Raw genomic sequence first — 20531 nt, 5'->3', positions numbered from 1 at the left:
CTTTCGCTCCTCGCGGGGAGCGTTCTTGAATACGATTCTGGGATGCCTGGAGGGCAGGCTTACATGCCGAATTACATGCCGAATTACATGCGGAACACGCCGAATTTCATGTCCTCGATCGGCGCGTTCAGGCTGGCCGACAGGCCCAGCCCCAGCACCGTGCGCGTCTGCGCGGGATCGATCACGCCGTCGTCCCACAGCCGCGCGCTGGCGTAGTACGGGTGGCCCTGGTGCTCGTACTGGTCGCGGATCGGCTGCTTGAACGCATCCTCTTCCTCCGCGCTCCACTTGCCGCCTTTCGCTTCGATACCATCGCGGCGCACCGTCGCCAGCACGCTCGCCGCCTGCTCGCCGCCCATCACCGAGATGCGCGCGTTCGGCCACATCCATAAAAAGCGCGGCGAATAGGCACGCCCGCACATGCCGTAGTTGCCGGCCCCGAACGAGCCGCCGATGATCACCGTGAACTTGGGCACCTGCGCCGTCGCCACCGCGGTCACCATCTTGGCGCCATTGCGGGCGATGCCTTCGTTCTCGTACTTGCGCCCCACCATGAAGCCGGTGATGTTCTGCAGGAACACCAGCGGGATCTTGCGCTGGCAGCACAGCTCGATAAAGTGCGCGCCCTTCAGCGCCGACTCCGAGAACAGGATGCCGTTGTTGGCGACGATGCCGACCGGGTAGCCCCAGATGCGCGCAAAGCCGCACACCAGCGTGGTGCCGTAGCGCGCCTTGAATTCGTCGAACTCGGAGCCGTCGACGATGCGCGCGATTACCTCGCGCACGTCATAGGGCTTGCGCGTGTCGGTGGGGATCACGCCATACAGTTCTTCCACCGGGTACAGCGGCTCGACCGGCTCGTGCAGGCGGATCTGGTCCGGCTTGCGGCGGTTCAGGTGCTGCACGATATTGCGCGCCAGGCTCAGCGCGTGGTGGTCGTTCTGCGCGAAGTAGTCGGCCACGCCGGACAGGCGCGTATGCACGTCGGCGCCGCCCAGGTCCTCGGCGCTCACCTCCTCGCCGGTGGCGGCCTTCACCAGCGGCGGGCCGCCCAGGAAGATAGTGCCCTGGTTCTTGACGATGATCGACTCGTCGCTCATCGCCGGCACGTACGCGCCGCCGGCGGTGCACGAGCCCATCACCACCGCGATCTGCGGGATGCCCTGCTTGGACAGGTTGGCCTGGTTGTAGAAGATGCGGCCGAAGTGGTCGCGGTCGGGGAACACGTCGTCCTGGTTGGGCAGGTTGGCGCCGCCGGAATCGACCAGGTAGATGCACGGCAGGTTGTTCTGCTCGGCGATCTCCTGCGCGCGCACATGCTTCTTGACCGTCATCGGATAATACGTGCCGCCCTTGACGGTGGCGTCGTTGCAGACGATCACGCACTCCTGCCCGGCCACGCGGCCGATACCGGTGATGATGCCCGCGCCCGGCGCGGCATCGTCATACATGTCGTAGGCGGCAAGCTGCGACAGCTCCAGGAACGGCGTGCCCGGGTCGAGCAGTTGCTGCACGCGGTCGCGCGGCAGCAGCTTGCCGCGCGACAGGTGCTTGTCGCGCGCGGCCTCGCCGCCGCCTTCCGCCAGCTTCGCGATCTTTGCTTCCAGGTCGGCAACCAGTGCCTGCATTGCCTGCGCGTTGGTCTTGAACGCTTCGGAACGCGCGTTCAGCTTTGTCTCAATTGCCGCCATATCAGCCTCGGCCAGTCGGTTCGTTGTAGGGTGCAGCCATCGCGTGGTGGGCTTACATCGTTTCCGCGAACAGCTCGCGGCCGATCAGCATGCGGCGGATCTCAGAGGTGCCGGCGCCGATCTCGTACAGCTTGGCGTCGCGCCACAGGCGCCCGGCCGGGTATTCGTTGATATAGCCGTTGCCGCCCAGGATCTGCACGGTCTCGCCCGCCATCCAGGTGGCCTTCTCGGCCGTGTACAGGATCACCGCGGCGCAGTCCTTGCGCACCTGGCGCACGTGGTCGCTGCCGAGCGCGTCCAGGTTCTTGCCGACCGTGTACAGGTAGCTGCGCGCCGCCTGCAGCGTGGTGTACATGTCGGCCACCTTGCCCTGGATCAGCTGGAATTCGCCGATGCTCTGGCCGAACTGCTTGCGGTCGTGGATATACGGCGTCACCACGTCCATGCACGCCTGCATGATGCCGACCGGGCCGCCCGACAGCACGGCGCGCTCGTAGTCCAGCCCGCTCATCAGCACCCTGGCGCCGCTGTTCTCGGCGCCGAGGATGTTCTCGGCCGGCACCTCCACGTCCTCGAACACCAGCTCGCCGGTGTGCGAGCCGCGCATACCCAGCTTGTCCAGCTTCTGCGCCACGGAGAAGCCCTTCATGCCCTTCTCGACGATAAAGGCGGTCATGCCGCGCGCGCCCAGCTCGGGCTCGGTCTTGGCGTAAACCACCAGCACGTCGCAGTCCGGACCGTTGGTGATCCACATCTTGGTGCCGTTGAGCACGTAGCGGTCGCCTTTCAGTTCCGCGCGCAGCTTCATGCTGACCACGTCGGAGCCGGCGTTGGGCTCGCTCATCGCCAGCGCGCCGATCCATTCGCCCGACACCAGCTTGGGCAGGTACTTCGCCTTCTGCGCGGCCGTGCCGTTGCGGTGGATCTGGTTCACGCACAGGTTCGAGTGCGCGCCGTACGACAGGCCCACCGACGCCGAGGCGCGGCTGATCTCTTCCATCGCGATCATGTGCGCCAGGTAGCCCATGTTGGCGCCGCCGTATTCCTCGGCCACGGTGATGCCGAGCACGCCGAGGTCGCCCATCTTCTTCCAGGCGTCCATCGGGAACTGGTCGGTGCGGTCGATCTCCCCCGCGCGCGGGGCCAGTTCGGCCTGGGCCCAGGTACGCACGGAATCGCGCAGCATCTCGATGTCTTCGCCGAGGTCGAATTTCAGGCCGGGCAAGGTAGTCATGGCAGTGTTGTCTTGAAAGTTCTGGTAATCGATGTCGGCGTGGGGATCAGGCCGTTTTGGATTCGCTGAGGTTCAGGTCGCGCACCATCTGGTCGCGCATCACGAACTTCTGCACCTTGCCGGTCACCGTCAGGGGCATCTCGTTCACGAAGCGGATGTAGCGCGGGATCTTGTAGTGGGCGATCTGGTTGCGGCAGAACTCGCGGATCTCTTCCTCGGTGGCGCTTTCGCCCGGCTTAAGCACGATCCACGCGCACACTTCCTCGCCGTACTTCTGGTCCGGCACGCCGAACACCTGCACGGCCTGGACCTTGGGATGGCGGAACAGGAATTCCTCGATCTCGCGCGGGTAGATGTTCTCGCCGCCGCGGATCAGCATGTCCTTCACGCGGCCGACGATATTGCAGTAGCCCTCTTCGTCGATGGTGGCGAGATCGCCGGTATGCATCCAGCCATCGCGGATGGTTTCGGCGGTGCGGGCTTCGTCGTCCCAGTAGCCGAGCATCACCGAGTAGCCGCGCGTGCACAGCTCGCCCTTCTCGCCCACCGGCACCGTGGCGCCGGTGGCATCGACCACCTTGACTTCCAGGTGTGGCTGGATGCGGCCGACGGTGGTGGTGCGCTTGTCCAGCGGATCGGTGGTGCTGCTCTGGAACGAGACCGGGCTGGTCTCGGTCATGCCGTAGGCAATCGTCACCTCGGACATATGCATCTGCGATACCACGCGCTTCATGGTCTCGATCGGGCACGGCGAGCCGGCCATGATGCCGGTGCGCAGCGAAGAGAAGTCATAGTCGCCGAAGCGCGGATGGTCGAGCTGCGCGATAAACATGGTCGGCACGCCGTGCAGCGCGGTGCAGCGTTCCTCGCTGACGGCCTGCATGGTGGCTTCCGGCTCGAAGGCTTCGCCCGGGAACACCATCGCTGCGCCGGTCGAGACGCACGCCAGCACCGCGAGCACCATGCCGAAGCAGTGGTAGAACGGCACCGGGATGCACAGCTTGTCCTGCTCGGTAAAGCGCATCGCCATGGCGATAAAGCGCGCGTTGTTGACGATGTTCCGGTGCGTCAGCGTGGCGCCCTTGGGCGCGCCAGTGGTGCCGCTGGTGAACTGCACGTTGATCGGGTCGTTGCGGTCGAGCTGCGCGGTGATGGCGTCGAGCGATTCGCGGCCCACGCCGGCGCCACGCGCCACCACGTCGTCATAGCGGATCATGCCCGGGGTCTCGCCCGCGCCCATGCGGATCACCCAGCGCAGCGACGGCAGCCGCGTGGCCTGCAGCGCTCCCGGCTCGCTGGTAGCGAGTTCCGGCGCCAGCGCCTGCAGCATCTCCAGGTAGCGCGAGGTCTTGAACGCCTCGGCCGCGACGATGGCCTTGACGCCAACCTTGTTCAGCGCGTACTCCAGCTCGGACAGCCGGTAGGCCGGGTTGATATTGACCAGCACCAGCCCGAGCCGCGCGGTGGCAAACTGCGTCACCACCCATTCCACGCGGTTGGGCGACCAGATGCCGACGCGGTCGCCACGGACCAGGCCGAGCGCGTGCAGCCCCGCCGCCAGCGCATCGATGGCCTCGGCGAACTGCTGCCAGGTCCAGCGCACGCCCTGCTCGCGGAAGGCGACCGCGTCACGCTGCGCAAAGCGGGCGACGGTCTGCGCCAGCAGCTCCGGCACCGTCTGCTCGGACAGCGGGATATTGGTTTCGCCTCGTACATGCGACAGCCCGCCCAGGGGCAGGATGGTGGATTGGGACTCGCCCTGCATCGTCATACTGGTCTCCAAAGCTCGGTGGCGTTCCGTGCGCCCGGCGTTTTGTGAGTATCACTCAATTCACGCCGTGGTCATTGTCTTTGATGGGCTGGCGGGACATCACATCAGGGAAATCCCTTAAATCCTTCGGCACCTGCCCTCGCCCGCCGGTGCGGCCTGTGGCGCCGACGAGTGAAAAGTACACGCTCGGGAGGCAGAACGCAATATTAATTTTGAGCTTTACTCAAGTTTTGGCGAGCGGCGCACTATAATCCTCGCCACGAGACCGACGTCCACACCCCCGACAACATGGAAGACACCAGTTCCCGGCGCCGCGTTCCCGCCGGAGCCAAGGCCGAGCAGCGCATCCGCGACATCCTGCGCGTGAGCCGCGACGTGTTCGCCGAGCTTGGCTACGAGCGCGCCACCACCACCGAGATCGCCCAGCGCCTGGGCGTCTCCGAGGGGACGGTCTTTACCTATTTCCACGGCAAGCGCGAGCTGTGCGTGCGCGTGATCGAAGACTGGTACGACGAGATCATCAGCACGCTGGAACAGGGCATGCCGCACGGCCAGCCCACCAAGGCGCAGCTGGAGTTCTACGTGAAGACGCACCTGCGCCTGTTCCTGATCCAGGGGACCGGGCTGTGCGCGCTGGTGCTGTCGGAAGGCCGGGCCAAGGGGCCCGGGCTGGGCGAGGTGTTCCTGCCGCTGCAGCGCCGCTATACGGCGCCGCTGATGGATCTGCTAGCGCGGGCGCGCAGCAATGGCGAGATCCGTGGCGACCTGCCGCTGAGCCTGCTGCGCTCGGCCATCCTGGGGCCGATGGAACACATCCTGTGGGATGCGATCGCGCGGCAGCGCGAGGTCGATATCGAGAAGACCGCGCGTGACATGGTGGCGCTGCTGTGGCCGGCGCTGCAGCCGGTGGACCTGGAGCTGGAGAAGCTGCGGGGCTTCTACGGCGAGGTCAGCGCGGCACTGCGCAAGGCGACGAAAGACTGAGGCACGCCGGCGTGGGGCCGGCGTGCTGGCTGGCGTGCGTAAGGCTTACTTGCCTGGCGCTCAGGCGCTGAAACCGCCGTCGATCATCAGGCTGGCGCCAGTGACAAAGCCCGCTTCAGGACCCGCGACATAAGCCACCATGCCGGCAATCTCCTCCGGCGTGGCATGCCGCTGCAACGCCATCAGGCTATGCAGCGCCGCGCCGAAATCCCCCGCTTCCGGGTTCATGTCGGTATTGGTCGGTCCCGGCTGGATGTTGTTCACGGTGATGCCGCGCGGCCCCAGGTCGCGTGCCATGCCCTGCACCAGCCCCAGCAGCGCGGACTTGCTCATTGCATACGCGCTGCCGCCGGGGAACGGCATGCGTTCGGCATTGGTGCTGCCGATGTTGATGATGCGGCCGCCCTCGCCCATGTGCGTCAGCGCCGCCCTGGCCGCGACGAACACCGCGCGCACATTGACGGCCAGGGTCTCGTCGAAGTCTTCCAGCGACAGGGTCTCTACCGATCCCAGCCGCAGCACGCCGGCGTTGTTGACCAGGATGTCAAGCTTGCCGAACTGGCGCGCAGCGTCGTCGATGGCGCGGGTCAGCGCGGCGGCGTCCGCGGCGTCGGCCTGAAACGCCAGCGCGCGTCCGCCGGAGGCTTCCACTTCCTCCGCCAGCGCGTTGGCGCCGGCCGCGGAGCTCTGGTAGGTGAAGGCGACGGCGGCGCCTTCGCGCGCCAGCCGGCGCACGATTGCCGCGCCGATGCCGCGGGCGCCGCCGGTAACGAATGCAGTTTTTCCTGTCAGGGTGGCCATGGAATGCTCCGGGAAATGGTTGGTTGGCAAACCCAGTATCGTTCGCGGATTGCCCCTTCGCTAGCCACAAGCCGGCATCAGCTTTTTCAACCGTTGGTATAAGCTGAGGCCATGGAAGCCCTGAACCTGCTCGAGTCCTTTGTCCGGAGTGCCGAAGCCGGCAGCTTTTCGGCGGCGGCACGCCAGCTCGGCATGACGCCAGCGGCGGTCAGCAAGAACGTGGCGCGGCTGGAGTCGCACCTGGGCTTGCGGCTGTTCCAGCGCAGCACGCGCCAGCTGACGCTGACCGCCAGCGGCGAGCAGTTCCTGCGGCAGGTCTCGGGCCCGTTCTCGACCTTGCGCGATGCCTTTGCCAGCGCCTCGCAGGACGCCGGCAAGCCAGCGGGCACGCTCAAGGTCAGCATGGCCCTCGCCTTCGGCCGCGAACACCTGGTGCCGCTGCTGGGTGAGTTCCTGCAGCGCTATCCGGCGATCGTGCCGGACTGGCATTTCGACAACCGCCCCGCGGAGCTGATCCAGGACGGTTTTGACGCGGCCATCGGCGGCGGCATCGAACTGACCGACGGCGTGGTGGCGCGCGAACTGGCGCGGACCTGCATCGTCGCGACCGCATCGCCCGCCTATATGGCGGGCAGGCCCATGCCGGGCCACCCCGGCGAGCTGGCCGCGCTGGACGGCATCGTGCGGCGCTCGGGCCCGACCGGCCGGCTGCGCACCTGGACGCTGCGCAGCGAGTCGGGCGAAGAAGCACCGGTCACGCAGCGCACGCGCATGATCTTCGACGACCCCGAGGCAATGGCGCACGCGGCCATGCTCGGCTACGGCGTGGCCCTGCTGCCGACGCCGCATGCGGCGCGATGGCTGGAAAGCGGTGCGCTGGTGCGCCTGCTGCCCGGATGGCATGCCGACAACGGGCCGATCTCGCTGTACTACCCGAACAAGACGCTGCTGCCGCCGAAGACGCGCGTGTTCATCGACTTCGTGGTAGCGGCGTTCCGCGACCACGGGCTGGCGGCGCGCTTTGATGCCGGTATCCGGCCGGTGCGTTAAGCCGCGCCAAGGCACGCTAAAGCGCGCCAAGTCGCATTGAGTCGCGTGCGGCCGGCGCATGCCCACGCGCCACGCATCTCCAGCGTGACGAGAACGGCCCTGCGGCGGCGTGCCGGCCCGTTTGACTAGGGATAGAGAACGACCTAGGCTAAGTACGCTTGAAGTCCACTTCCGTGCGCGGACGCTGCCATGCCGGCCTGCGCGATCTCGCGGCATGTGACCGGCGTAGAACAAGGAGGGCTAACCATGAACATGCGGCCGGATCCCACGTTTTACCCGTCGCCCCAGCTCGCGATGAGCGCACCGCCGGAAGAATTCGCCTACACCCTGCTGCTGAGCCCCGACGGCTCGCGCCCCGACGCACTGGCCGTGATCGACGTCAAGCCCGGCTCGCCCACCTACAGCACGGTGGTGCATACCGTGCCGATGACCAACAAGGGCGACGAGCTGCACCACTTCGGCTGGAATGCCTGTTCCTCCGCGCTGTCGCCGCTGACCGGCCACGCGTTCCTGGAGCGGCGCTACCTGATCATTCCCGGCATGCGCTCGTCGCGCATCTATATCGTCGACACCAAGCCGCATCCCACGCAGGCGCGCATCCACAAGATCATCGAGCCGGACGAGATCATCGGCAAGACCGGCTACTCGCGGCCGCACACCGTGCATTGCGGCCCCGAAGGGATCTACGTCAGCACGCTCGGCGGCGCGGGGCAGGACGGCACCGACGGGTTCCCCGGCATCTTCATCATGGACTGCGAGACCTTCGAGGTGCTCGGCCGCTGGGAAATCGACCGCGGCGAGCAGGAGAAGCACTACGACTTCTGGTGGAACCTGCCGCGCGACTACATGGTGTCGAGCGAGTGGGCCTTGCCGCCGCAGTTCGAGAACGGCCTGGTGGCCGAAGACCTGCTCTCCAACAAGTACGGCCACAAGCTGCACTTCTGGGACCTGCGCGCGCGGCGCAATGTGCAGACCATCGACCTGGGCGCCAACCACCAGATGGCGCTGGAAGTCAGGCCCGCGCACGATCCGGTGCGGGAATACGGCTTTGTCGGCGTGGTGGTCGACACCACCAACCTGGAAGGCTCGATCTGGACCTGGTGGCGCGAAGGCGGCAAGTTCCACGCGGAAAAGACCGCGACCATCCCGCCCGAGCCGGCCTCGGCCGACCTGCTGCCGCCGTTGCTGCAGGGCTTCGGCGCGGTGCCGCCGCTGATCACCGACATCGACCTGTCGCTCGACGACAAATTCCTGTACGTGTCGTGCTGGGGCACCGGCGAGATGCGCCAGTACGACGTCACCGACCCGCGCAAGCCACGGTTGTCGGGCTCGGTCCATCTCGGCGGCATTGCACGGCGCACGCCGCATCCGAACGGCAAGACCTTCGCCGGCGGCCCGCAGATGGTCGAGATCAGCCGCGACGGCAAGCGCGTTTACTGGACCAACTCGCTCTACTCCACCTGGGACAACCAGTTCTATCCAGACGGCGTGCCCGGCGTGCAGGTGATGGGACGCGCCGAGCCGGAGGGCGGATTGGCGCTGGCCGATGACTACTGGCTGGAATTCCCCGACGGCTACCGCGCGCACCAGGTGCGGCTGGAAGGCGGCGACTGCTCGACTGACTCGTTCTGCTATCCGTCGGTCCGGTCTTGACGGCGTTCTCCTGGGAGCATGCCGGCCTGTGGTCGGCGGTCCTGGCCAGCGGCATCTATCACGGCCTGAATCCCGCGATGGGATGGCCGCTGGCCGTGTCGAACGGGTTGCTGGCGCGGCAGGACCGCGCGGTGGTGTCGGCGCTCGGATGGCTGGCGCTGGGCCACCTGCTGGCGATGATCGCGGTCATGCTGCCGTTCGGCGTGCTGGCCATGGTGGCCCGCTGGCAGGCGCCGCTGCAGTTTGCCGCGGGGTTGCTGGTGATCGGCTGGGGGCTGGCGCTGCTGGCCTGGCGCCGCCATCCGCGCTCGCTGGCGCGCATTCGGCCGGGGCGCCTGGCGCTATGGTCCTTCGCCGTGGCAATCGCGCATGGCGCCGGGCTGATGCTGGTGCCGATCTATCTCGGGCTGTGCCGCGCCGACGAGGATGCCGGCCACAAGGCCGCCGCCGCGCTGATGGGCGCCAATGTCTCGATGGCGCTGCTCGTGTCCGTCGTGCATGCCGCGGCCTTGATCGCCACCGGGGGCGTGGTGGCCTGGCTGGTCTATCGCTATGTCGGGCTTAAATTCGTGTCGCGCAGCTGGTTCAACCTCGACGTGGTGTGGGCGCTCAGCCTGGTGCTTGTCGGTGGGCTGGCGCTGGCATTCAGCGGCATCCAGCTGCCATCGCCGCATTAGCGCAGACGAGCCGAACCACCCGCCCGGCATTATCGCCGCCACCAGCACGGCATCGGCCCGGAGTGGTTTGCCCTTTCCTTGCGAAGTGGATATGATGCCCTGAACCTCGTTTTCAATCTTCTTCAGAGGAACTGAGCGATGGACATCACGGCGCGCGCTTTCGATAATTTGTGCTCACGAAGCATGCATGCGCTGCCGTTTTCCCAAGTTGCGGCCAAACCCTCGCAAATGGGCGCTGCAATGACGATTCCGCGCCGGCTCGACAGCGAGCGGCCACTCCAAGGCGTAGGTCTCGCCTGCCTCTATTAGTCCGGAGCCGGCCAAGGGCGCACTAACGCGCCTGGCGGCTCCGGATATCCCCTCGGATAGCGACTCATCCCCCCGTTGTTTGTCTCATCGGGATTGCGTACCCCTGCTTCTTGAAGCCATGGCGATATTTGATCGTGGCCGGGGTGCATTCTCAAGTCGGGACAGGCACGGGTCGGGCTTCATATTTTTCGAGCGGGGCTCCAGCCGGTTCTGCCGGAGTGTCTCCACTCGGAGCGCCATACTGCGAACCGATGACTGTGGCGCTCACATGCGGGAGCGTGATCATGAATCGATTGCCCTTTGCCCAGCTTTCAGCGGCTCAGCAAGCCAATCTTGAAGTCCTCAGGGGTATGGCAGATGTACTGTGCTTTTCCGAGAAAGCATTTTCACAGTTCGAGACGCTGATGGAATGGAACCTTCAATGGTTCCATGGCGCCGTTCCCGGCACCCATGCATGCACCAGACAGTTCCTGGCAATGCAGAGGCCGCGTGACATCCTCGCAATGCAGGCCTTCGTCATGCAGTGGGCAAGCGGCAGGGCCCTCTTTCCGTCCCGGGATTCGGCATCGCCGCCGTCTGCGCCACCTGTGCCCCAGCGTCACCCGAGTTGAACAAGTGCCGCTCTTGTCACTGACAATGCATGGATTCTTGTCGGGTGCAGCAGGCGGCACCGCCCCAAGGCGCCGCCTCCAGGAATGGGAACTGGCAAGCGCTTGGCCGCTGCACCGGCCTGCTCACGATGCGGGGGGCCGCGCCTTGGTTTGACCAATATCAAGTTCCATCCAACACTGCCGCCTAGGCTGAATGCATCAGACCCAGGGACTATGCAGTCCCATCCCACAGGAGCATCGCATGTACCAGCGCCTCTTGCTCGCCGTGGACGGCAGCCACTCCTCCGACCTGGCGCTCAGCCAGGCCATCGCAATCGCCGCGGCCACCGGCGCCGAAGTCAAGGCGTTGTTTGTGGTCGATGACAGCGATGTGTACTTTGAGGCAGGCTATTTCGATCCCCGCGAACTGGCGAACCAGCAGATCTCGTACGGCCGCAAGGCACTGGACGCCGCGACGGCACGCCTCAGCCAGGCGGGAATCCGATGCCATACGCAATTGGACGAAAAGCCGGTGGCTCCCGGGCGGATCTCCACGACCATCGCCACCGAAGCCGACAATTGGAATGCCGACATGATTGTCATGGGCACGCACGGGCGGCGCGGCGTCAGGCGGCTGCTGATGGGCAGCGTGGCGGAAGGCGTACTGGCCCAGACAACCAAGCCGGTCTTGCTGGTCCGCAGCGAAATCGAAGGCTGACGCCCCACGCCGGGGCACCGACAAGGACACCTGCATGCCCGAGACCATGCGAGCCATGCAATTTGCAGGCGCGGGGCAGCCTTTGGTCCTGGTACACGGGCCAGTCCCCGAGCCCGGGCCGGATGAGGTACGCATCGCTGTTTCTGCCTGCGGCGTATGCCGGACCGACCTGCATATCGTAGACGGCGACCTGCGCCATCCCAAACCGGCGCTCATCCCCGGACACGAGATCGTTGGACGGGTGGATGCTTGCGGAGCGGGTGTCACCGCCTTCGGGCCGGGCGACCGCGTGGGTGTGCCATGGCTTGGCCATACCTGCGGCCACTGTCGCTACTGCCAGCGTCGTCACGAAAACCTCTGCGATGCACCGCTATTTACGGGCTATACGCGCGATGGCGGCTACGCTGAATATGTTGTCGCAGACAGCAGGTATTGCTTTCGGATTCCGCCTGCCTACGATGACGAACACGCTGCCCCGCTGCTCTGTGCCGGCCTGATCGGCTACCGGACGCTGCGCATGGCAGGGCCTGCCGCCGATACACGCCGCATCGGCATCTATGGCTTCGGCGCAGCCGCCCACCTGGTTTCGCAAATTGCCGTGGCACAAGGCCGGGAAGTCTACGCTTTCACCCGCACTGGCGACACGGGCGCCCAGCAACTGGCATACCAGACTGGAGCGTGCTGGGCCGGCTCGAGCGACCTCCCGCCTCCGGTGCCTCTGGACGCCGCGCTGATTTTCGCGCCGGTGGGCGCACTGGTGCCCAAAGCGCTACGCGCCGTCGATAAAGGTGGCACCGTTGTCTGCGGCGGCATCCACATGAGCGATATCCCAGGCATGCCTTACGAACTGCTTTGGGAAGAGAGGCGCCTGTGTTCCGTCGCCAACCTGACGCGCGCCGACGGGATTGCGCTGATGGAGATCGCCGCCCGCACCTTGCTGCATACACACACCACCGCGTATCCGCTTGAGCAGGCCAATGAGGCTTTGGCCGATCTGCGTGACGGCCGCCTTTCCGGCGCCGCGGTCTTGCAGATTCATCGTTGATTCTCCTTCAGTTCTAGAATGCGCCCATATCAAACACGTTTTCAGACCCGTGAACATGCCGGAACGGAACTGGCGCGGGCCTTGCATGCGTATCGGGGAACCGGCGCCCTGGTTCTGGCGATCCCTCGTGGCGGAGTGCCGGTCGGGCGCGTCGTCGCCGACGCGCTGGACGCCGAATTCGATCTCGTGATGGCGCGCCGCATCACCCCAGGGATGGCGCTGGACGACACAGGCATGACGTGGTGCACGGGCGAAGCGAATGCGCATGGCGACGCCAGCCGACAGCGTGACGCCCAGTTCGACCAGCTTCGCAGGCAGCGCGCGGTCTATAAGCCGGTTCGCAAGCAGGCGGATCCGGGCGGTCGCGTGGTGATTGTCGTGGATGACGGCCTGGTGAGCGGCGCGACGATGTATGCGGCCCTCTCGCGCCTGCGCAAGCGGCAGCCCGCTCGACTCATATGCGCGCTTCCGATCGCCTCAAGAGCGGGACTGGACAGGATCCGGGCGCTGGTGGATGAAGTCATCTGCCTGGATACCCCGGAGTCCATCGAAAATCTCGCGCATTTCTATCACGAGTTCAGTCTGGTCACCGACGATTTTGTCCGGCAGGTGACAGCCATGCTGCCAGTGCAATCCCCAGGCCATGCCCGGCCAGGGGTGGAGGCGCGCGTGCCGGCAATCAGCAGAGCGATGCTGGTTCCATATGGGACGACTTGCCTGCGAGTCATGTTCGAAACCGCCGCGAATCCCATCGGGGTCGCGGTGATGATTCATGCCGGTGGCGCGGAACGCCGCGACGTCCGCAGTCATTACCTGGCACGCAAGCTACGCGCGAAAGGATTCGCCACCGTGCTTGTGGACCTGCAGCCTGACAGCCGCTTCGACGACGCGCCCGAGTCGGATGTCGATGAGCTGGTGGCAAGGTTGAACCGGACGCTGGGCTTCCTGCATGGCGGAACACCCTGCGCAGACCTCCCTGTCGGCCTGCTTAGTACCGGCACCGCCTCAGCTGCGGCCCTGCGCTCGGCCGCGTACGGCGAGGCACAACTTCGCGCGGTGGCCTGTGTTGCAGGACGACCGGATCTCGCTGGTGCCGCCAGCCTGCAGCGCCTCGATATCCCTGCGCTGCTGATATGTGCAAGCGGCGACCCAAAGAACATTCAGATCAACAATCTTGCGTTTGAGCAAATGCATTGCCCGCGGCAGTTGAGGCTCATCCCGACGAATGGCCGAGGATTCGAAGACCGCAAGGCCCTGGAAGACGTCGCAACACTCACGATAGCCTGGTTCGAGAGGCACCTTGCGCCTCAATCGTGTTCCAGGCTGGGGTACGGTGGATGACATATGCTGGCCGGCTACACCCGGTGGCGAATAGCAGCCGCCGCCGCCATCACAGACCCGACAGCCGATACCTCAAGTCACCGGCGCCGGATTGAACAGCACCAGCGCGTTCCTGATCTTCCAGTGTTCCGCCCATGACTTCTTGCCGCTGGCCACCGCCAGCAGCGTGTGGAACAGCTCCCGGCCCACCTCTTCGATGGTGGCTTCGCCGGTGGCGATGCGGCCGGCGTTGACGTCCATCAGGTCGTGCCAGCGGCGTGCCAGGTCGTTGCGGGTCGAGACCTTGATCACCGGCACCTCGGCCAGCCCATACGGCGTGCCGCGGCCGGTAGTGAAAACGTGCAGGTTCATGCCGGCGGCCAGCTGCAGCGTGCCGCAGACAAAATCGCCCGCCGGCGTGGCGGCATAGATCAAACCCTTCTGCGTGACCTTCTCGCCCGGTCCGCTGACGCCATGGATCGGCCCGGTGCCGGACTTGACGATCGAGCCCATCGCCTTTTCCACGATATTGGACAGGCCGCCCTTCTTGTTGCCCGGCGTGGTGTTGGCGCTGCGGTCGACCTTGCCTTTCTCGAGGTAGGCGTCGTACCAGGCCATCTGCTTCATCAGCGCCTCGGCCACTTCGGGCGTGGCCGCGCGCGCGGTGAGCTGGTCGATGCCGTCGCGGACCTCGGTGACCTCGGAGAACATCACTGTGCCACCGGCGCGCACCAGCAGGTCGGTGGCAAAACCCACCGCGGGATTGGCGGTAACTCCCGAGAAGGCATCGCTGCCGCCGCACTGCACGCCCACCACCAGGTCGGACGCGGGACAGGTCTCGCGCCGGCGCGCGTCCAGGCGCTGCAGGTGCTTCTCGGCCGTAGCCATGATCGACTCGATCATCGAGGCAAAGCCGACGTGCTGCTCGTCCTGCAGGCAGACCACGTCGGGCTCGCCTTCCTTCTGGATCGGGATGGTGCCGGCGCTGACCAGCCGCGCGGGCTGCAGCTTTTCGCAGCCCAGGCTGACGATCATCACTTCCCCGCCGAAGTTGGGGTTCAGCGCGATATTGCGGATCGTGCGGATGGGGATGCCGGCATCCGGCGCATCGATCGCCACGCCACAGCCGTAGGTGTGCTCCAGGCCCACCACGTCGTCGACGTTGGGGTACTTCGGCAGCAGCTCTTCCTTGATGCGCCGCACGGCAAACTCGACCACGCCCTCCACGCACTGCACGGTGGTGGTGATGCCGAGGATATTGCGCGTGCCGACCGAGCCGTCCGCATTGCGGTAGCCCTCGAAGGTGTAGCCCTCCAGCGGCGGCAGCGGCCTGACGCGCGTGCCGACCGGCAGGTCGTGCAGCTCCGGCGCGGCCGGCATGCGGATCACGCGCTCGTTGATCCAGCTGCCGCGCGGCAGCTCCTTCAACGCGTAGCCGATCACGACGTTGTAGCGGATCACCTCGTCGCCTTCGCGCAAGTCCGTCAATGCGACCTTGTGACCCTGCGGCACGCCTTCGACCAGCGTCAGGCCGCAGGGGAACGTGGCGCCGGCCGGCAGCCCGCCGTCGTTGGCGACGATGGCGACGTTGTCGTCGGGGTGCATCGTGATGTAGAGGGGGCGCGATGCCGGTGCTGGAGTCGCTTCGCTCATGATTGCAGGCTTTCTTCAGGGGACGGCACTATGCCAGTCACGTGTTACGTTGTCTGACGACATTGTAGAGGCTATGGCGCAAGCTTGTGTCCGGGCTTACCCTGCCTTCGAGTAGCCTATGCGTCATATCCTGCATTAAATTGCCGCATAGACGCGAATTTTTCGTTGACATCTGTTGATTTCCATCGATTGTTGTACGACAACAATGGTTTATCCAGTCGCCGACAGCCATTGATTTCATCCGGCAAAATTTTTTGGCAACGCAGAATGACGGGCGGCGACGGATGGCTTATAACGGCTTCAACCGGTTTCACGTGACGAAAACCGGACCAGGAGACCGCCGCCGTGACCACCCCGAGCACCTCGCTGCAGAAAGCCTGCCGCCTGCTGCGCGCGCTGACCGATGCCCGCAACAGCCGCCTGACCGATCTGGCGCTGGCCGCCGGCGTCGACAAGGCTTCGGCGCTGCGCCTGCTTGAAACGCTGGCGGCCGAGGGACTGGTTGAGCGCGATCCCGCCACCAAGGCCTTCACGCCGGGGCGCGAATGGCTGGCGCTGCATGCCGCCACGCTGGCGCGCACCGACCTGCGCCCGCTGGTACGCCCCGCGCTGATCCGGCTGGCCAATGCCTTCGAGGACAGCGCCATCCTGTCCGTGCCGAGCGGCTGCGAATCGGTCTGCATCGAATTGCGGCTGGGCACCTTCCCGATCCGCGCCAACTACCTGGACATCGGCAGCCGCCGGCCGCTGGGCATCGGCGCCGGCAGCCTGGCGCTGCTGGCCGCGCTGCCTGATGCCGAGGTCGACGCTGTGCTCGACGGCATCGCCCCGGCCATGCGCCGCTACCCGCGCTTCAGCCGCGACATGCTGCTGGGCCATGTGCAGGCCACGCGCGAGCGCGGCTACGCCGTATTGCTGGACGTCGTGGTCGAGCGCATGGGCGGCATCGCCATCGCCCTGCCCGGCCCCGACGGCTACCCGCTGGGCGCGATCAGCATTGCGGCGCTCAACGATCGCATCACCAGCCGCGAGGCCGCGATGGCGCGAGCACTGCTGCGCGAGGCCGACGCCATCTGCGAGCACTGGCGCTCGCACGCCGCCGTGAAGCCAGATATCAAACCCGACATCCAACGGCCGGCTACCCGGCCACGTACGCGAGAGGAGGCATGACATGCGCTGGAAGCAACGTCCGCAAGGCTCCAACTGGGGCGATTTCGGCCCCGACGACCAGCTCGGCCGCGTCAACCTGATCGGCCCCGAGCAGGTCGTCAAGGGCGCGCGCGAGGTGCGGGCCGGCATCAGCTTCTGCCTGTCGCTGCCGCTGGACTACCCGGGCGGCAACAAGCTCAACCCGCGCCGGCACCCGCCGCAGTTGCGCCCGACATTTCGCGACGACAGCCCCTACCTCAACTTCCCGCTCGCCAAGGTCGATCCCGCCGCCACCGACGTGATCAGCGACGACCAGGTGCTGATGTGCCTGCAGTACAGCACGCAGTGGGATGCGCTGGCGCACGTGGGCGCGCTGTTCGATGCCGACGGCGACGGCCGGCCCGAGCGCGTCTACTACAACGGCTTCCGCGCCAACGAGCATATCGTCGGTCCGGTGGATTACGCCGAAGACGACCACTTCGCCGCCCACCCTTGCGGCCACGACCACAGCGCCGCGCAGGCGCTTGGCATCGAGAACTTCGCGGTCAAGGGCATGCAGGGCCGCGGCGTGCTGGTGGATCTGGCGCACGTGTACGGCCAGGACTTCCGCAACATCGGCTATGACGAGCTGATGCGCGCCATGGACGCCGGCAAGGCCGAGGTCGAGCCCGGCGACATGCTGCTGCTGCGCACCGGCTTTGCCGAGGTGGTGCTGTCGATGCAGCGCGAGCCCGACGAAGCCGTGCTGCACCACAGCTGCTGCGCGCTAGACGGCCGCGACGACCGCCTGCTGCAGTGGATCACCGACGCCGGCATCGCCGCGCTGATCGCCGACAACTACGCGGTCGAGCGCTACCCGGCCCGCCCCGCGCCCGATGGCGACCGGCACCACCCGCTGCTGCCGCTGCACCACCACTGCCTGTTCAAGCTGGGCCTGCCGCTGGGCGAGCTGTGGTACCTGCGCGAGCTGGCCGACTGGCTGCGCGCCAATGGCCGCACCCGCTTCCAGCTGACCGCGCCGCCGCTGCGGCTGCCGGGGGCGGTGGGGTCGCCGGTGACGCCGATTGCTACCGTCTAGCCCAAACAAGAACCACAACACGCCAGAGGAGACACCATGAAGCTTCGCCATTCGATCCAGCGCCGGGCCGCCGGCGTCCTGGCCCTGGCCGCGGCGCTTGCCTGCGGCGCCGCGCACGCACAGCCCAAGACTGCGATCTCCGACGACGTGGTCAAGCTCGGCATGCTGCTCGACATGAGCGGCCTGTACGCCGATGTCACCGGCCGCGGCAGCGCCACCGCGGCGCAGATGGCCATCGACGATTTCGGCGGCAAGGTGCTGGGCAGGAAGATCGAGCTGGTGGTGGTCGATCACCAGAACAAGGCCGATATCGCGGCCAACAAGGCGCGCGAGTGGTACGACACCGGCAATGTCGATGCCGTCCTCGACGTGGCCGCCTCGGCGCCAGCGCTGGCCGTGCTGGAAGTGGCGAAGCAGAAGAACCGCATCGTGGTGTTCTCGGGGCCGGGCACCGAGCGCATCACCAACGACCTGTGCACGCCGGTGTCGGTGCACTACGCCTACGACACCTATGCGCTTGCCAATACCACCGCGCGCGCCACGGTGCAGCGCGGCGGCAAGACCTGGTTCTTCCTGACCGCCGACTACGCTTTCGGGCATACGCTGCAGGACTCCGCCACCGCGGTGATCAACGAAACCGGGGGCAAGGTGGTGGGCGCCGCGCGCCACCCGATCGGCGCCAGCGACTTTGCCTCGTACCTGCTGCAGGCGCAGGCCAGCAAGGCGCAAGTCGTGGGACTGGCCAATGCGGGCGGCGACACCATCAATGCGATCAAGGCGGCGTCGGAGTTCGGCCTCACGCGCAACGGCGCGCAGCGCATGGCGGGACTGCTGCTCTACATCAACGATATCCACGCCATCGGGCTGAAGACCGCGGGCGGCCTCGTGCTCACCGAAGCCTTCTACTGGGACATGAACGATGCCACGCGCGCGTGGTCGCGCCGCTATTTCGAGAAGCTGAAGAAGATGCCCAACATGAGCCAGGCCGGCGCGTATTCGTCGGTGATGCACTACCTGAAGGCGGTGCAGGCGGCGGGCACCGACGAGACCGCGGCGGTGATGAAGAAGATGAAGTCGCTGCCGATCAACGACTTCTTCGCAAGGAACGGCCGCATCCGCGAGGACGGCCGCATGATCCACGACATGTACCTGTTCGAGGTGAAGACGCCGGCCGAATCCCGGTATCCATGGGACTACTACAAGGTGGTGGCGACAGTACCCGGCGAGCAGGCCTTCATGCCGGCATCGAAGTCGCAATGCCCTCTGCTCAAGCACTGACATGCTCGCCACCTACCTGCGCGGCAGCGGCAACACCCGCTTCGGCCGCATCGAGGGCAGCACGCCGCTGGCGCTGATGGCACAGGCCGCCGATGCCGCGCTGGCCGATGCCGGGCTGGCGCGCGCCGGCATCGACGGCGTGCTGTGCGGCTATGCCACCACGCTGCCGCACCTGATGCTGGCCGACCGCTTCTGCGAATACGCCTCGCTCACGCCCGCCTACGCCCACGGCGTGGCCGCGGGCGGCGCCACCGGCGGCGTGATGGCCATGCTGGCGCATGAGCTGGTGCGCGCCGGCCGCTGCCGCCACGTGCTGGTGGTGGCGGGCGAGAACCGCCTCAGCGGCCAGAGCCGTGACCAGTCGATCCAGACGCTGGCGCAGGTGGGCGAGCCGCATGCCGAGGTGCCCAACGGCGCCTCGGTGCCGGCCTACTACGCGCTGCTGGCGTCGCGCTACCTGCATGAGACCGGCATGGATGCCGATGCGCTGTCCGGCTTTGCCGTGCTGATGCGCGAGCATGCCGCCGGCCATCCGGATGCGCACCTGCGCGAGCCGCTGTCGCTCGCGCAGGCGCGCGCCGCCCGCCCGATCGCCACGCCGCTGCGGCTGTCCGACTGCTGCCCGATTTCCGATGGCGCGGTGGCGGTGATCGTTTCCGCGGAACCCGGCGCGGGCACGCCGGTGCGCATCGCCGGCGCAGGGCAGGCACACCGGCACCAGCACCTGGGCGCCATCGACGACGTGATGCAGACCGGCGCCGCCGAGGCCGCGCAGTGCGCCTTCGCCGAGGCGGGCGGCAGCGTGGACGGCATCGACTGCCTCGCGATCTACGACTCGTTCACCATCACGCTGGTCATGCTGCTGGAAGAACTCGGACTGGCGCCGCGCGGGCAAGCGCACGCGCGCCTGCAAGCCGGCGATTTCAGCCGCGCCGGCGCGCTGCCGCTCAACACGCATGGCGGGCTGCTTGCGTTCGGCCATTCCGGCGCGGCAGGCGGCCTGATGCATCTTGCCGAAGCCGCGCGCCAGCTCGCGGGCCGCGCCGGGGAACGTCAACTGAGCAAGCGCCGCCGCGCGCTGTTCCATGCCGACGGTGGCGTGCTGTCGTCGCATGTCAGCCTGGTGCTGGAGGCCGCGCCATGAGCCATCCCTATACCGACGGACTCGATGCCGGCGTGGTGCGCTACCAGTGTTGCGACGACTGCGGAGCCTGGCAGCCGCTGGAACGGCACGCCTGCCGCGCCTGCGGCAGCCTGCAGTTGCGCTGGCGCGATGCCGGCGGGCTGGCCACGGTGTATGCGGTCACCGAGATCAGCCGCGCCCCGGCCGGGGCCTTCCGCGCGCTGGCGCCCTACACGCTGGTGCTGGCCACGCTGGACGAAGGCCCGCGGGTGATGGGCCATGCCGAGCCCGGCGTGGCGATCGGCGAGCGCGTGCGCGCAGGCTTCCTGCGCTTCGGCGAAGGGACGCTGCTGCGTTTCCTGCGCGAATAGCGCCTTCCGGCGCCAGCCGGCGCGCGTCCGCCTCCA

18 protein-coding genes are annotated in these 20531 nt (G+C 66.7%); 13 read left to right on the top strand and 5 right to left on the bottom strand.

The window, feature by feature from the left end; genetic code table 11:
• Positions 1-83 precede the first annotated feature (83 nt).
• Genes E0W60_RS10250 through E0W60_RS10240 form a run of 3 tightly spaced genes read right to left on the bottom strand, consistent with a single transcriptional unit; the run spans position 84 to position 4696 of the window.
• The gene (locus E0W60_RS10250) at positions 84-1691 is read right to left on the bottom strand and encodes a carboxyl transferase domain-containing protein (RefSeq protein WP_135703851.1); all 1608 of its coding nucleotides are present in this window, start codon (positions 1689-1691) and stop codon (positions 84-86) included.
• A gap of 52 nt (positions 1692-1743) precedes the next feature.
• Positions 1744-2925 (bottom strand): isovaleryl-CoA dehydrogenase, encoded by a 1182-nt coding sequence (locus tag E0W60_RS10245; protein ID WP_135703850.1) that lies wholly within the window; start codon positions 2923-2925, stop codon positions 1744-1746.
• Positions 2926-2971: 46 nt separating this feature from the next.
• Complete coding sequence (locus tag E0W60_RS10240; RefSeq protein WP_135703849.1) at positions 2972-4696, bottom strand: AMP-binding protein; 1725 nt, start codon at positions 4694-4696, stop codon at positions 2972-2974.
• Between the two features lie 288 nt (positions 4697-4984).
• On the opposite strand from E0W60_RS10240, the gene E0W60_RS10235 reads away from it, so the two are divergent.
• On the top strand, positions 4985-5680 hold the full coding sequence (locus E0W60_RS10235; protein ID WP_135703848.1) for a TetR/AcrR family transcriptional regulator: 696 nt from the start codon (positions 4985-4987) through the stop codon (positions 5678-5680).
• A gap of 60 nt (positions 5681-5740) precedes the next feature.
• Here the strand turns inward: E0W60_RS10235 and E0W60_RS10230 are convergent, their stop codons facing one another.
• Positions 5741-6481: an SDR family oxidoreductase gene (locus E0W60_RS10230; RefSeq protein ID WP_135703847.1), complete on the bottom strand. Its 741-nt coding sequence runs from the start codon at positions 6479-6481 to the stop codon at positions 5741-5743.
• A gap of 111 nt (positions 6482-6592) precedes the next feature.
• Between E0W60_RS10230 and E0W60_RS10225 the strand changes: the two genes are divergently transcribed.
• From E0W60_RS10225 to E0W60_RS10195, 7 genes are all read left to right on the top strand, one after another.
• Positions 6593-7531, top strand: coding sequence for a LysR family transcriptional regulator (locus E0W60_RS10225; RefSeq protein ID WP_135703846.1), 939 nt, complete (start codon positions 6593-6595; stop codon positions 7529-7531).
• Positions 7532-7777: 246 nt separating this feature from the next.
• A complete protein-coding gene (locus tag E0W60_RS10220) occupies positions 7778-9184 on the top strand; it encodes a selenium-binding protein SBP56-related protein (protein WP_133095136.1) in 1407 nt (468 codons plus the stop codon).
• Positions 9181-9861, top strand: a complete 681-nt coding sequence (locus E0W60_RS10215; protein WP_135703845.1) for a hypothetical protein — start codon at positions 9181-9183, stop codon at positions 9859-9861. The genes E0W60_RS10220 and E0W60_RS10215 overlap by 4 nt, the downstream gene beginning before the upstream one ends.
• A 593-nt stretch (positions 9862-10454) precedes the next feature.
• Entirely contained in the window at positions 10455-10781 is a 327-nt protein-coding gene (locus tag E0W60_RS37335) for a hypothetical protein (protein WP_195431629.1), read from the top strand.
• A 241-nt stretch (positions 10782-11022) separates the two neighbouring features.
• Entirely contained in the window at positions 11023-11478 is a 456-nt protein-coding gene (locus E0W60_RS10205; RefSeq protein ID WP_135703844.1) for a universal stress protein, read from the top strand.
• Positions 11479-11512: 34 nt separating this feature from the next.
• Positions 11513-12523 (top strand): zinc-dependent alcohol dehydrogenase family protein, encoded by a 1011-nt coding sequence (locus E0W60_RS10200; protein WP_135703843.1) that lies wholly within the window; start codon positions 11513-11515, stop codon positions 12521-12523.
• 18 nt (positions 12524-12541) lie between these two features.
• A complete protein-coding gene (locus E0W60_RS10195) occupies positions 12542-13864 on the top strand; it encodes a phosphoribosyltransferase family protein (RefSeq protein ID WP_135703842.1) in 1323 nt (440 codons plus the stop codon).
• A 72-nt stretch (positions 13865-13936) separates the two neighbouring features.
• On the opposite strand, the gene garD is transcribed toward E0W60_RS10195, so the two are convergent.
• Positions 13937-15496: a galactarate dehydratase gene (gene garD / locus E0W60_RS10190; RefSeq protein WP_135703841.1), complete on the bottom strand. Its 1560-nt coding sequence runs from the start codon at positions 15494-15496 to the stop codon at positions 13937-13939.
• Between the two features lie 345 nt (positions 15497-15841).
• On the opposite strand from garD, the gene E0W60_RS10185 reads away from it, so the two are divergent.
• The 5 genes from E0W60_RS10185 to E0W60_RS10165 are packed head-to-tail and all read left to right on the top strand — an operon-like array spanning position 15842 to position 20495.
• Positions 15842-16666 (top strand): IclR family transcriptional regulator, encoded by an 825-nt coding sequence (locus E0W60_RS10185; RefSeq protein ID WP_135703840.1) that lies wholly within the window; start codon positions 15842-15844, stop codon positions 16664-16666.
• Position 16667: 1 nt separating this feature from the next.
• Positions 16668-17723 carry a cyclase family protein gene (locus E0W60_RS10180; RefSeq protein ID WP_133095143.1) on the top strand — a complete coding sequence of 352 codons (1056 nt, stop codon included), beginning with the start codon at positions 16668-16670 and terminating at the stop codon, positions 17721-17723.
• Between the two features lie 36 nt (positions 17724-17759).
• Positions 17760-19001, top strand: coding sequence for an ABC transporter substrate-binding protein (locus E0W60_RS10175; protein WP_135703839.1), 1242 nt, complete (start codon positions 17760-17762; stop codon positions 18999-19001).
• A 1-nt stretch (position 19002) separates the two neighbouring features.
• Positions 19003-20145 carry a thiolase family protein gene (locus E0W60_RS10170; RefSeq protein ID WP_135703838.1) on the top strand — a complete coding sequence of 381 codons (1143 nt, stop codon included), beginning with the start codon at positions 19003-19005 and terminating at the stop codon, positions 20143-20145.
• Entirely contained in the window at positions 20142-20495 is a 354-nt protein-coding gene (locus E0W60_RS10165; RefSeq protein WP_135703837.1) for a Zn-ribbon domain-containing OB-fold protein, read from the top strand. Before E0W60_RS10170 ends, E0W60_RS10165 begins: the two co-directional genes overlap by 4 nt.
• Positions 20496-20531: the final 36 nt, after the last annotated feature.

It is taken from the genome of Cupriavidus oxalaticus (genome assembly GCF_004768545.1).
Classification (GTDB): domain Bacteria; phylum Pseudomonadota; class Gammaproteobacteria; order Burkholderiales; family Burkholderiaceae; genus Cupriavidus; species Cupriavidus oxalaticus_A.
This window is presented reverse-complemented; position numbering and strand designations above follow the sequence as displayed.

Coding starts and splice junctions, on each gene's coding strand:
- E0W60_RS10250 (WP_135703851.1), bottom strand. CDS start 1,691: ATGGCGGCAATTGAGACAAAGCTGAACGCGCGTTCCGAAGCGTTCAAG.
- E0W60_RS10245 (WP_135703850.1), bottom strand. CDS start 2,925: ATGACTACCTTGCCCGGCCTGAAATTCGACCTCGGCGAAGACATCGAG.
- E0W60_RS10240 (WP_135703849.1), bottom strand. CDS start 4,696: ATGACGATGCAGGGCGAGTCCCAATCCACCATCCTGCCCCTGGGCGGG.
- E0W60_RS10235 (WP_135703848.1), top strand. CDS start 4,985: ATGGAAGACACCAGTTCCCGGCGCCGCGTTCCCGCCGGAGCCAAGGCC.
- E0W60_RS10230 (WP_135703847.1), bottom strand. CDS start 6,481: ATGGCCACCCTGACAGGAAAAACTGCATTCGTTACCGGCGGCGCCCGC.
- E0W60_RS10225 (WP_135703846.1), top strand. CDS start 6,593: ATGGAAGCCCTGAACCTGCTCGAGTCCTTTGTCCGGAGTGCCGAAGCC.
- E0W60_RS10220 (WP_133095136.1), top strand. CDS start 7,778: ATGAACATGCGGCCGGATCCCACGTTTTACCCGTCGCCCCAGCTCGCG.
- E0W60_RS37335 (WP_195431629.1), top strand. CDS start 10,455: ATGAATCGATTGCCCTTTGCCCAGCTTTCAGCGGCTCAGCAAGCCAAT.
- E0W60_RS10205 (WP_135703844.1), top strand. CDS start 11,023: ATGTACCAGCGCCTCTTGCTCGCCGTGGACGGCAGCCACTCCTCCGAC.
- E0W60_RS10200 (WP_135703843.1), top strand. CDS start 11,513: ATGCCCGAGACCATGCGAGCCATGCAATTTGCAGGCGCGGGGCAGCCT.
- E0W60_RS10195 (WP_135703842.1), top strand. CDS start 12,542: ATGCGCCCATATCAAACACGTTTTCAGACCCGTGAACATGCCGGAACG.
- garD (WP_135703841.1), bottom strand. CDS start 15,496: ATGAGCGAAGCGACTCCAGCACCGGCATCGCGCCCCCTCTACATCACG.
- E0W60_RS10180 (WP_133095143.1), top strand. CDS start 16,668: ATGCGCTGGAAGCAACGTCCGCAAGGCTCCAACTGGGGCGATTTCGGC.
- E0W60_RS10175 (WP_135703839.1), top strand. CDS start 17,760: ATGAAGCTTCGCCATTCGATCCAGCGCCGGGCCGCCGGCGTCCTGGCC.
- E0W60_RS10170 (WP_135703838.1), top strand. CDS start 19,003: ATGCTCGCCACCTACCTGCGCGGCAGCGGCAACACCCGCTTCGGCCGC.
- E0W60_RS10165 (WP_135703837.1), top strand. CDS start 20,142: ATGAGCCATCCCTATACCGACGGACTCGATGCCGGCGTGGTGCGCTAC.